The sequence below is a fragment of the Neobacillus cucumis genome (assembly GCF_016908975.1).
Taxonomy (GTDB): domain Bacteria; phylum Bacillota; class Bacilli; order Bacillales; family Cytobacillaceae; genus Neobacillus; species Neobacillus cucumis.
Genome location: NZ_JAFBEX010000049.1, coordinates 1 through 11922, shown reverse-complemented (window position 1 = coordinate 11922; position 11922 = coordinate 1). Strand labels below are relative to the sequence as shown.

Annotated in this window: 14 protein-coding genes and 1 rRNA gene; 11 read left to right on the top strand and 4 right to left on the bottom strand. The window is 40.3% G+C overall.

The features are described 5' to 3' along the window. The first annotated feature begins 141 nt into the window (after positions 1 to 141). From JOC76_RS29235 to JOC76_RS29215, 5 genes are all read left to right on the top strand, one after another. Complete coding sequence (locus JOC76_RS29235; protein WP_205182294.1) at positions 142 to 435, top strand: hypothetical protein; 294 nt, start codon at positions 142 to 144, stop codon at positions 433 to 435. A gap of 18 nt (positions 436 to 453) precedes the next feature. Further along, a complete protein-coding gene (locus JOC76_RS29230) occupies positions 454 to 669 on the top strand; it encodes a hypothetical protein (protein ID WP_205182293.1) in 216 nt (71 codons plus the stop codon). Positions 670 to 713: 44 nt separating this feature from the next. After that, positions 714 to 1178 (top strand): hypothetical protein, encoded by a 465-nt coding sequence (locus tag JOC76_RS29225; protein ID WP_205182292.1) that lies wholly within the window; start codon positions 714 to 716, stop codon positions 1176 to 1178. A 562-nt stretch (positions 1179 to 1740) separates the two neighbouring features. Further along, positions 1741 to 2487 carry a sugar phosphate nucleotidyltransferase gene (locus JOC76_RS29220; RefSeq protein ID WP_275591435.1) on the top strand — a complete coding sequence of 249 codons (747 nt, stop codon included), beginning with the start codon at positions 1741 to 1743 and terminating at the stop codon, positions 2485 to 2487. Between the two features lie 93 nt (positions 2488 to 2580). Beyond that, positions 2581 to 3366, top strand: a complete 786-nt coding sequence (locus JOC76_RS29215) for a hypothetical protein (protein ID WP_205182290.1) — start codon at positions 2581 to 2583, stop codon at positions 3364 to 3366. Positions 3367 to 3588: 222 nt separating this feature from the next. Here the strand turns inward: JOC76_RS29215 and JOC76_RS29210 are convergent, their stop codons facing one another. Then, positions 3589 to 4104 (bottom strand): acyl-CoA thioesterase, encoded by a 516-nt coding sequence (locus JOC76_RS29210; RefSeq protein ID WP_205182289.1) that lies wholly within the window; start codon positions 4102 to 4104, stop codon positions 3589 to 3591. A gap of 353 nt (positions 4105 to 4457) precedes the next feature. On the opposite strand from JOC76_RS29210, the gene JOC76_RS29205 reads away from it, so the two are divergent. Continuing rightward, positions 4458 to 4922, top strand: coding sequence for a hypothetical protein (locus tag JOC76_RS29205; protein ID WP_205182288.1), 465 nt, complete (start codon positions 4458 to 4460; stop codon positions 4920 to 4922). Positions 4923 to 5514: 592 nt separating this feature from the next. On the opposite strand, the gene JOC76_RS29200 is transcribed toward JOC76_RS29205, so the two are convergent. Beyond that, the gene (locus JOC76_RS29200; RefSeq protein ID WP_205182287.1) at positions 5515 to 6204 is read right to left on the bottom strand and encodes a helix-turn-helix transcriptional regulator; all 690 of its coding nucleotides are present in this window, start codon (positions 6202 to 6204) and stop codon (positions 5515 to 5517) included. A gap of 171 nt (positions 6205 to 6375) precedes the next feature. Between JOC76_RS29200 and JOC76_RS29195 the strand changes: the two genes are divergently transcribed. Beyond that, entirely contained in the window at positions 6376 to 6714 is a 339-nt protein-coding gene (locus JOC76_RS29195; protein WP_205182286.1) for a hypothetical protein, read from the top strand. Between the two features lie 15 nt (positions 6715 to 6729). Continuing rightward, the gene (locus JOC76_RS29190; protein ID WP_205182285.1) at positions 6730 to 7215 is read left to right on the top strand and encodes a DUF2231 domain-containing protein; all 486 of its coding nucleotides are present in this window, start codon (positions 6730 to 6732) and stop codon (positions 7213 to 7215) included. Between the two features lie 44 nt (positions 7216 to 7259). Here the strand turns inward: JOC76_RS29190 and JOC76_RS29185 are convergent, their stop codons facing one another. Next, positions 7260 to 8339 (bottom strand): sensor histidine kinase, encoded by a 1080-nt coding sequence (locus JOC76_RS29185; RefSeq protein ID WP_205182284.1) that lies wholly within the window; start codon positions 8337 to 8339, stop codon positions 7260 to 7262. Next, positions 8336 to 9016 (bottom strand): response regulator transcription factor, encoded by a 681-nt coding sequence (locus JOC76_RS29180; protein WP_205182283.1) that lies wholly within the window; start codon positions 9014 to 9016, stop codon positions 8336 to 8338. The genes JOC76_RS29185 and JOC76_RS29180 overlap by 4 nt, the downstream gene beginning before the upstream one ends. 178 nt (positions 9017 to 9194) lie before the next feature. On the opposite strand from JOC76_RS29180, the gene JOC76_RS29175 reads away from it, so the two are divergent. From JOC76_RS29175 to JOC76_RS29165, 3 genes are all read left to right on the top strand, one after another. After that, positions 9195 to 10220 carry an ATP-binding cassette domain-containing protein gene (locus JOC76_RS29175; protein ID WP_205182282.1) on the top strand — a complete coding sequence of 342 codons (1026 nt, stop codon included), beginning with the start codon at positions 9195 to 9197 and terminating at the stop codon, positions 10218 to 10220. Then, the gene (locus JOC76_RS29170) at positions 10217 to 11032 is read left to right on the top strand and encodes an ABC transporter permease (protein ID WP_205182281.1); all 816 of its coding nucleotides are present in this window, start codon (positions 10217 to 10219) and stop codon (positions 11030 to 11032) included. The genes JOC76_RS29175 and JOC76_RS29170 overlap by 4 nt, the downstream gene beginning before the upstream one ends. A gap of 825 nt (positions 11033 to 11857) precedes the next feature. Beyond that, positions 11858 to 11922, top strand: a 16S ribosomal RNA gene (locus tag JOC76_RS29165); the annotation flags it as partial.

Genomic DNA, 11922 nt, shown 5'->3' with positions numbered 1-11922 from the left:
CCAACTTCGGACATGGCAGGGCCAAAAGAGTGAGGTTGTGTTCGAAGACGAACCAACTTAAGACAAGGCAGAGCCAAAAGAGCAAGGTTGTGTCCGAAGACAAACCAACTTCGGACAAGGCAAAACCAAAAGAGCGAGGTTGTGTCTGAAGACGAACTAACTTCGGATAAGGTGAAATCAAAAGAACGAGGTTGTGTTCGAAGACGAACCAACTTAAGACAAGGCAGAGCCAAAAGAGCGAGGTTGTGTCCGAAAACGAACCAACTTCGGACAAGGCAAAACCAAAAGAGCAAGGTTGTGTCCGAAAACGAGCCAACTTCGGACAAGGCAAAACCAAAAGAGCGAGGCTGTGTCCGAAGACGAACCAATTTCGGACAAGGCAAAACCAAAAGAGCGAGGTTGTGTCTGAAGACTAACCAACTTCGGACAAGGTGAAATCAAAAGAGCGAGGTTGTGTCCGAAAACGAACCAACTTCGGACAAGGCAAAACCAAAAGAGCGAGGTTGTGTCCGAAAACGAGCCAACTTCGGACATGGCAGGGCCAAAAGAGTGAGGTTGTGTTCGAAGACGAACCAACTTAAGACAAGGCAGAGCCAAAAGAGCAAGGTTGTGTCCGAAGACAAACCAACTTCGGACAAGGCAAAACCAAAAGAACGAGGTTGTGTCTGAAGACGAATCAACTTCGGACAAGGCAAAGCCAAAAGAGCGAGGTTGTGTCTGAAGACGAACCAACTTCGGACAAGGCAAAACCAAAAGGCAAGGTTGTGTCTGAAGACGAACCAACTTCGGACAAGGCAAAACCAAAAGAGCGAGGTTGTGTCCGAAAACGAGCCAACTTCGGACAAGGCAAAACCAAAAGAGCGAGGTTGTGTCTGAAGACGAACCAACTTCAGACAAGGCAAAATCAAAAGAGCGAGGTTGTGTCCGAAAACGAACCAACTTCGGACAAGGCAAAACCAAAAGAGCGAGGTTGTGTCCGAAAACGAGCCAACTTCGGACAAGGCAAAACCAAAAGAGCGAGGTTGTGTCCGAAGACGAACCAATTTCAGACAAGGCAGAGCCAAAAGAGCAAGGTTGTGTCTGAAGACAAACCAACTTCGGACAAGGCAAAACCAAAAGAGCGAGGCTGTGTCCGAAGACGAACCAATTTCGGACAGGGGCAAACCAAAAAAGGATGACGATGCCCGAAGAAATACAAACAAGAGCGGATATTCTGTTAAAAGTTACCCGTATCTTTACACTATAAAACTGCCGGTTAAACAGGTGCGGTGAACGGCACCATAAGTAAATGAGGTTTTTTAAATCTATAATTTTTGTCCTTTCATTTTTTGATAAGATAAAATGAAAAAGCCCGGCCACAAACAATTTGTGATCCGGGCTTTTCAACAGGTAATTTTCTAATAGTCTATGACTGAATATATTACTTGTGTAGAGTAAGACGTATAAAACTTGTTTGCCATGGCTTCCTTGTTCTTAACAACATTGCATTCAATCGCGAATAGGTAAGTGGCTGATGTAGCAATAGTTACGTAAGTTTCTAAAGACTTTTGGCATGGTTTGAATAGGGTGGTTCGCTGGCTCAAATCGTGGATTCGAAAAAAGGTGAATATAATTAAATTTTAAAAGCGATATTTCAGGTAAAGATTCATTAAGGAATGGGATGTCTTAAATGATTAAATTATCCAATCAAACTTTTGATTTTTAAATAGACTATAGTATAAAACATTTAAAACATGGGAGTTGATATTCCTGGAGAAAATTGGTTTAATTCCTTGTGCAGGAAGAGGAAGTAGACTTTCCTTGCCCTTTTCTAAAGAATTATTTCCTAATGTCTATACTTCACACTATAGCCCCATTATCCTATATACAATTAACGCTTTAAAAAAAGCTGGAATAGATCATTTAGTCATTACAATTAATCCTCAAAAAGTGGACATCCTTAATTATTTAGGGAATGGTAATCAATTTGGTGTAAAAATCTCTTATTGTGTCCATCCCAAACCTCTGTCCCTTCCTCATTCGATAAATGAAGCTTACCACTTGATAAAAGATAAAATTGTAGTATTTTCCATGCCGGATACTTTTGTACAACCATTGGATTTCCTTAAAACTTTGTTACATGTTCACCAGAAAGATGAGACATCTGAAGTGACAATGGCAGGATTTAAAACTGATAATCCTACCAAGTTTGGTATGGTTGAATTCTCAGAATTAACTGGAAAGGTTAAATGTATAAATGATAAGCCTATATCTACTAACTTAAAGTGGATGTGGGGCGCGATGGTATGGGATCCTGAATTTACAGAAGTCCTTCATCAATTTATTGCTAATGAAAGTAATACATTGAGTGAAAAGGAACTTATACTAACTGATGCTTTAAAACCCTTAATAATACAGAACAAAGTGAATCTTCACTGTTACGATGAAGGCAGATATAGAGATTTGGGTACGTACGACGAAATTAAAAAATGGAGTAAAGGAGAATAAAGTTTGTGGAGTAGGATTTATTCTAATGCTCCTATATCCCTAATCACCTTAAATCAGAACTTATCTACTTACTTTTGGGGGAAAGAATTTAAAATGAAAAAAATATGCTTTGCTATCCCTGTTCACGAAAATAGAGATGTAATTAAAGATCAATTAGAGAACATCCGTTACTTTTGTCCAAATGCTTCAATTGTCTTTTTTCAGAGTGGACAAGACCCTAATTTATGTAATGGATTAGGTATACCTGTTTGCCCAACTTCGTTTCCAATGGTATGGGGACAAGATTTTTCGTGGTTCTTTTTAAATGTGATGGAGTGGCTTGAAAATAGTGGCTATGAATATGACTATTTCATCAATTTAGATTCAGATTCTCTTTTTACGAAAAAGGGGTTTGAGGAATTTATCATATCAGAAATGGAAGAATTTGATTTTATGGGTGCCGATGTTAAAATAGTACCACCTGATGATGAGTGGTGGGGACCAGCCAAGTTCATGAAAAAAGTATGGCATTTATGGCAGCCAATATTTAATACGGAACATTTTTATGCATGCTTTGGTTCTCAAGTTTTTAGTCGGAAGTTCGTTAAGGAATTACTATCTTTTAATAAGTTTGAAGATATGAAAAAGATGATGAAGCAAACTGAAAAGGAAGTATTTGCTTTAGAAGAAATGTTATTTATAACTTTAGCCAATTCACTAGGGGTAAAAACAAAAACGTATCCACATAATGTAGGTAAATGGATGCGCTACTTGCCTAAATATACGGAACAAGAAGTTATGGATGCAATAAATAACAATGAGAAGTGTTATTTATTGCATCCAGTACATCGATTAATGGATGACCCTGCAAGAAAATTTATTAAAAGTTTGATTCAATGAGGTTAATGACTGGCTGAGTCAGGATCAACAATAGAGGAGCAGATTGGTGTTGGATAAATATTTGATTATTAAATTTCTCAATTTGAATATCCTTTTTATCCTCATTTAGAATAGTCACGGAGAACCGTATCATAAGTAAATGTTGTTTCACCTAATTGTTCAATGCCATTTTTGCGTCAAGCAAATCTTCATAATTTGCTGAGACTAACATGTTCCAACCTCTTAAGTACATGCTTTTTTCGGTGAGAGTCTGGATACGAGCTCTTTATTTTGCTCCCTTTTGAGTCTGCGAATTTCCTCGCGTTCTTTTCCGGTTTCGTAAAGGTATTTTTCTTCGTCCGTTTCTGGAATGACTTCTAAGACTTGCAAAGGTTTTTTATTTTCATCTAGAGGGACGAAAGTAAAGAAAGCTGTAGCGGCAATTTTTCGTTCCCCTGTTTCAAGATCTTCAGCAACTACTTTGCAGAAAATCTCCATTGACCTTCTACCTGTATAGCAAACAAAGGATTCGATCGCGACCGAATCGCTTTGCCGAATGGGGTGAAGAAAATTAACGGAGTCTGTCGATGCAGTAACACATTGTTTTACTCGTGAATGCCGGCGAGCCGAAAGTGTTGCACAGGCATCCATCTTCTTCATCAGAACCCCGCCAAATAATGTATCATAATTATTCAAATCATTAAGCAACACTTGGTCGGTATGAATAACACGCGTTTCACTAATTTTTTTCGCTTCCATTTCATCACCCTATATTGAGCAATTTTTTCATACTGCATTCCACTTTTCTTAGTGTAGGGAGATGTTACCTCAATTAAACAAGTTAGATATTTCCTGAAATAATGAACAAATGGGACAGTTACATGTTTTTCTTGTGATTTCCAGTGCTGGACCTAAAATTAAATGTGATGTAATAACACAGAAAAAAGATTGTCGGATAGGTCCCCTGTTATTAGAAATTATTCCGTATGTGACATGCACCTATTTCATACATATAAAATATAAATTACTTTTTTTAAGAAACTGAATATATGAGTTGAAAGGGAAACCCTTCTTGTTTATAATCCAATTTTTAGGATAATGGGGGGCTGGGTATGAAATTCACGATACAGTATATACCACTTAGCAAAATCAGACCTGATTTATCGCAGAAAATTACCGAACATATTAAGAAACTTCAGAGATTAATGTGGGATTGCATGTTTGTTTTGGTTGTGAAAAAAAATCGCAAGGATGGCACCTACACCATTATTAGCGGGCAAGACCGATTCGAATCCCTAAAAAAACACACCAAAAGTATTTATGCCCCGTGTATAGTTGATAAAAATAGTTCCAACTGTATGATGTCGTGGTTTCATCGTTTACGAAACAAGCAACCCTTGGATGACTTTCCTTTAATGCCCCCTAGCTGGTCAATTGTTCGTTCCTTTCTAAAACAAGAGCCCCGTTTTAAAACCTTATCGCGTGCCGAACAAATAAAAGTCCTACTAATAGCAGTCCATTACAAAAAAACAGTGATTTATACCATGAAATCCGCAGTTGACAATATCCTAAAATAATAAGGTCAATTGACACCTTTTATAAGGTGTTCTTTTTTTATCAAAAAACTGCCACTTAAACTGGTGCGGTGAACCGTATCATAAGTAAATGAGGTTTTTTAGGGAAACAGAACAACACCAATCCATAATAGGACTGGTGTTCTGCTTTTTAATTGTAATTACATGGGGGGTCTCAATTTCTATTACTAAATCATTTTCATCAATTTCCATAGAGTCAAAGATTTATCATCTTAAAATTATGTTTGTGGATGGAATTTTTCGAACTCTAAGTGAATATTGACACCTCCCTTATTCCCTTATATCTGATAAACGGAAAAATTCCGCTTAATTAGCAATTAGCATTTAAAATAGCTTAAATAGACGGAGAGATTCCGCCTATTTTCTCGAATAACGTGAAAAAGAGGGATTTTTCTTTGCATAAGCGGAAAATCTCCCCTTATTTTCCCCAAAACGAGCTCCATTCTGAATTTAAACGGAAAATCTCCGCTTATCTTAATTTCGCTGGTTACTTGATTAAGGATAAGAATAAAGGAAAACTATAGATGACGGGTTTTTGAGCTGACAGTCTGGACTTACTCTCAGATTCCAGACATTAGCTGCCCTTTTCAAGTAAAAAGGAATATGACCTGGTGTCAACCGGTTTATTGGTAAGAATGCTGAAAACGCATCGGCCGTCCCCGCTCTGAAAGGTTTCTTTTCGGACTACATGAAACCCAAGCAGCATGGTGAGAACGTTAACCGTCACACTGCAAAGGGCTGGTCGTTTCATGGCAACATTTGCAAAGGGACAATTCCGTTCAATCAGTAAAATTTCTTCCCCATTCTGTTCGATTTCAATAAATGAATCGTTTTCCATATAAATATCCTTTAAGGCAGCCACTCGTTCCGGAAAACTTAACCCTTGCAACCGAAATTCCAATTGTTTTACCCGGCTTTCTGTCATACTGGAAAGGACTTGTTTTAAAGATTCTTCTCCAAGCTGCAACATAACTGTGTCAATCAGTTCTATGGACAGCTGATCGTAGCTTTTAGGAAAAAGATGTTCACCCTCTGATGTAAGTCTGTAAGATAAAGTAGGGCGGCCAGCACTTGCACCCAGGGTTCTTTCAGATTGACGCTCAATATATCGATCTTGTATAAGTTGGAGAAGATGCTGACGGACGGCCTCACCCGTCATCTGCAAATGGGAGGAGAGGTCAGCAACAGTTGCCTGTCTATATTGCTTCAGATAATCTAAAATCTCTCGTCGAGCGCTTGGGAACTGATTTATGTTTATACTCACACCGATTACCTCCATTATTAGAAGTGAGCTTTTTTCAAAAAAAATAATTAAACAAGTTATTCTTTGATTAATACATAAGTATAATATGGGGAATGGAGTTTTTGCAATATTCTAATTAATCAAAAGCTCATTTGGTTAATTAGAATTATTAAGCTAAAGGGAGTGGTAAAGATGCTTAATGTATCAGCAGTTCTTTTTGCGGTTGCAGCTCTTGGTGGTCTGGTGCTTGGGGTTTCAGGGCTTCGTCAAAGGAATATGCCGATGTGGCTATCCATTATTCATGGCTTAGTTGCTGCAGCGGGGCTAGTTACGTTAATTATTGGCATCGTCCAGGGGGCTGCAGGATCACTTCTGATCACTTCCTTGGTATTATTCATCATCACTGCGCTTGGCGGATTCGTGCTATTTTCTTACCATTTACGCGGGAAGGCACATCCTAAAGGCCTAATCGTCATTCATGGCTTAGTCGCTGTTATCGCCTATGTCTTTTTACTGGTCGGAATCTTGTAAGTGGTGGACGATAAAATGAAACAGCGGGGCAAGTTTAGGCTGTTCGGGCACCCGGTACATCCGGTCATTACGCATTTTCCGATGTCCTTGTTGCCAGTGTCGTTACTTGGTGATCTGCTTCGAGTCTGGATAGAGGCTTCATTCTGGTGGAGTTTTTCGTTTTATACTCTTGCAATAGGACTTATTATGTCAATTCCTGCACTGATTACGGGTATGATGGATTTTATGTCCATTCCTCAGAAGGGGGCAGCAGAGCGTGTTGCAATAAGTCATATGACCATTATGATGACGGCGATTATCTTGTATACTGCTAGCTTCTTTATTCGTTTCGGTGTTGAGACTCCATCCGGGTGGCGGTTAATCAGTTCCGTTTCCCTCTCCATTTTAGGACTTATCTTTCTTCTAATCGGGGGATGGCTTGGCGGGCAACTGGTTTACCGATATGCCGCGGGAAGCGAACCGATTATCGAGAAGCAAAATTCGGGGAAATCTTCATTGTAGAATCAAAAGAGAATCAAGGGGACGGTTCTAGTGATTCCGAATCACTAGAACCGTCCCCATGATTCCATTACTACTTTTATTTCAGTTCCTTCATTAGGGGAACTTTCTACCTGTATATGCCCTTTATGCATTTCAATAATTTTCTTGACGATGGAAAGGCCTAATCCACTGCCGCCATTGGTGCGGGTTCTGGATGGATCCCCTTTATAGAAGCGCTCGAATATATGCATTTGAACTTCTTTCGTCATCCCCATTCCTGTGTCTTTAATGCTCACCGCTATTCTACCGGTTTCTTGTTTTTCTACTTTCACGGTTATCTTTCCATTCGCGGGTGTAAATTTAATACTATTATGGATAAGATTAATCCAAACTTGATCCATCAGGTCTTCATCCGCAGTAATAGCTAGCTTTTGTAGAGAAACTTCCATTTCAAGGTCCTTATTTCTCCATTGTGGTTCAATCGCAAGGATGACTCTCCGTAATTGATGATCTAAGCGATACGTTTTGGGCTCAAATGGCGGATGGTCTGACTCTAATGAAGTGAGCTTTAACAGATTTTCGCTTAGCTTTGACAGACGCATGCTTTCGACCTCTATTATATGCAGGTACTGTGAACGTTCCTCTTTCGATAGATTTTCACTTTTTAAGGCATGAGCAAAACCGGAAATGGAGGTTAAAGGCGATTGAATTTCATGAGAAACGTTTGAGATAAACTCTTGGCGCATTTGTTCCATCTCGCCGAGTTCTTTGGCCATATGGCTAATACTTTCTGCTATTTCATTAAAAGGATGATTTCGATTTCCAAACTCCTTCTTATAAAAAGAAAGATCAATATTAAAGTCCCCCTGAGCCATCTTTTTCATCGCCTCAATCATAGGCCGTAAAAAGAGAGTCTGCTTTTCTTGGAAAAAGCGAACTTTGGAAATGCCAAACATGATCAGGCCAAAAAGGAAAAATCCCAAAAAAGAATCAATGACTTGTTTCCAGTATAAAGATAAACGATTGATTGAATAGCTATCGTAAAACCAAGAGCTAATGAAATAAGCTGCTGTCCAACATAAAAATAAAAGGATTAAAACAGACAATACTTCTCCGCTTTTTTTAAAAATCTTGGTGATTTTCATTTTTTGACCTCTAAACGATAACCAAGTCCCCGAATGGTCGTTATTTTAAAAGAACAGTTCTCTTCTGAAAAACGTTGGCGGAGGCGTTTAATATGAACGTCGACGGTTCGCTCATCTCCTTCGTAATCATAACCCCAAATATCTTCAATCAACTGTTCCCTGGAAAAAGTTTTCCCAGGATAGGCGGCAAACTTATACAAAAGTTCAAATTCCTTAAGCGGTAAGGTCATTTCATTCGTGCCATTTAACACCTGATAGGTAGAGCGATCCAGTTCCACATTTCCGATACTTACCTTATTGGAAAGGGTGATATGGTAACGTTTGAGTAATGCCTTTATTCTCGCCATCAATTCAGCAGGATGAAAGGGTTTAACCAAATAGTCGTCAGCCCCAAGATTGAAGCCTCTTACTTTTTGGGCTGTTTCGCCCTTGGCTGTCAGCATTAAGATAGGGAGGGAATCAGGATAATAAGACCTAACTGCCTCGCAAAGATCCCAGCCATCCATGTTGGGCATCATGATATCAAGAATAATGAGATCGACCTTTTCCCTATCAAGCAAGGTTAAAGCTTCTTTCCCATCCTGCGCTTCGAGAATGGAGAAGCCTTCCTCGGACAAGATGACCTGAACCAATTTGCGAATATGAGGGTCATCGTCTACGATTAAAATTTTTGTCATGACTTCCATCCTTTTTTATAGTAATGATTCCTTTTAAGAAATATTCTGGTCCTTTTAGCATACTCCTTCTTTATGAACTTAATATGAACTAGAAAGTGGAGAGCCCTAAATTTAGGAAGTTCATATTCAGTTCATAAAGGCCTGTTAAGCTGTAGCCAGTTATGAAGGAGGAATGGCAATGAAACCTATACATGGAACGATTCCAGACAATGGTGATTGGGCCGTTGAAGCTCGCGGACTCATCAAAACTTTTGGCGATCATCGTGCGGTTGACGGTGTCAATCTGAACGTGCGGGCTGGGACCATCTACGGTCTGCTTGGTCCTAATGGGGCAGGCAAAACTACCACGATTAGAATGCTAGCGACATTACTGCGGCCAGATGCAGGTTCGGCTCGCATCTTCGGGCATGATGTGGCGAAGGTGTCTCAGATCGTGCGTCAATTGATTGGGGTTACCGGTCAGTATGCTTCGGTTGATGAATCGCTAAGCGCTACGGAGAATTTAATCATTTTCTCCCGCTTGCTAGGGTTGGGGCGGGCAGACTCCAAACGAAAGGCAATGGAGCTGCTCGAGGAATTTGGTTTAACTGAAGCCGCTCACCGTCCGTTGAAAAATTTTTCCGGCGGAATGCGACGCCGTCTGGATCTGGCAGCTAGTCTCATCGCACAGCCGCCGCTCATCTTTTTAGATGAACCGACGACAGGGCTTGATCCTCGCACACGCAATCAAATGTGGGACACCATTCGCCGATTGGTGCAGACGGGATCGACCGTCCTGTTAACCACACAGTACTTACAAGAAGCAGATGAATTGGCTGACAGGATTGCGGTGATTGATCGAGGCATCGTCGTGGCAGAGGGCACGGTGGATGAACTGAAGTCATCGGTTGGCAGCTCATCCTTGCACTTGCGTATTCAAAATCCACTGAATCTTGAGGCAGCCCGTCACATCGTTGAGAAGGTGCTTCAGGCCAAGGCAAACGTGTCGTCCGAAGGCGGGAAGATTATTGCACCGATGGCGGATGCGGACCGAGTCACGGATCTGTTTATTGCGTTTCGTGAGGCGGGAATCCACCTGGCAGAGTTGAGTGTACAGAAACCGACACTGGATGAGGTCTTTTTGACCCTTACAGGGCATAGTGCCAAGGAGGACGCCACTAGTGCGTCCGAACAATGGGATGTAGTAGAGGAGGTAAGGGGATGAGGAATACATCATATCCGTCATTGGCCACTCGCCAACTGAAAAACCATACGAGTCTTGGTCAGACGGTACGAAATTCATTGACCATGGCTTATCGAGGTTTACTGAGGATACGGCGCACACCCGAGCAATTGTTCGACGTCACGCTCCAACCGATTATTTTTACGCTCATGTTTACGTACATCTTTGGTGGGGCCATTTCAGGAAATGTAAAGAACTATTTGCCTGTCATTATTCCCGGCATCCTTGTACAGACTGTGATTACGACGTCGATTGTTACGGGAGTACAACTTCGTGAGGATATGGATAAGGGTGTATTTGACCGGTTTAAATCCCTTCCCATTGCACGAATTGCTCCTTTGGCTGGTGCTCTTTTGGCGGATACTATCCGGTATACCATCGCGACCGTACTTACCTTTTCGATGGGGTATATCATGGGCTATCGGCCAGATGGCGGGCTGGGGAATGTGGTTATTGCAGGAGTGCTGGTTATTGTGTGTTCCTGGGCAATGAGCTGGATTTTTGCTTTCTTTGGTGTGATTGCGCGAACGGCTTCGAGTGTACAAGGGATATCGATGCTCGTGCTTTTTCCGCTTACGTTCCTTTCCAATGCTTTTGTTCCAGTTGATACGATGCCCAATTGGCTCCAATGGTTTGTCAAAGTGAACCCGCTCTCGCATCTCATTACGGCGGTCCGTGAACTTGCTAACAAGGGAGAGGTTGGATGGGATTGTGCGATTTCTCTTATTGGTGCTGCGGTCATAGTGGCGATTTTTGCGCCGATTACGGTTCGGGCTTATATGCGTCGCACGTAAAGGGAATGATAGCTATTTTGTAAAAGAGGGTGCTAAAGCTGACTTTAGGGGCTCCTGTAACAATATGTAGATTCTCAAGATTATCTATCATTTTCCGGGGAATATTGTTGCTTTTTTATATATCATGTCGATAGATATTTTTGTATGTTAAGTTTTTCTTAAGGATAGGTGGGTATTATAAAGACAAGTTTTTTCTTCCCCCCCTTTTATATAGTATTACTGAATGCCCTCAAGGAGTGTTTTAGACCAGTCTTGAGGGCTATTTTTTGTGACCAATCAGACAAGTTCTTGTGTTGATGATTCGAAATTCACCAGATCGCAAAAAGCCTTAACCAATCACTATCTCTTATCGGTCATTTCAACCCTATTTATGTTAGGCCGCCGATGGATTCTCATAGAGAAACACCCCACTGGTTTTATGGGCAGATCATGAGTAAATATACAATAAAGCTTTTTTTATAAAAAAAAGGATGATAATTATTTTTATGGTATTGACGTATGTAAGATATTCTAGTAGAATGAATTCCTGTCACTAAGTGATTGGGGTTAACAAAAAAAACAGTTGATACTTTTAATTGTTTCTGTTAATATTACTTCTTGTCACTGCTTTTAAAGAAAATTACTTTTTCGAAAAAAGTTGTTGACTTCACTGAGTGCAGATGATATATTAATAAAGTCGCTTCTGAGCGGTGAAGAAATTGCTCTTTGAAAACTAAACAAACAAAAACGTCAACAAACAATAATTATCATGTTTCTTCTATATATATATATATATATATATATATATAGATCATGAGCCAACGTAACAAAATGAGCTAATCAACTTTCTTGGAGAGTTTGATCCTGGCTCAGGACGAACGCTGGCGGCGTGCCTAATACATGCAAGTCGA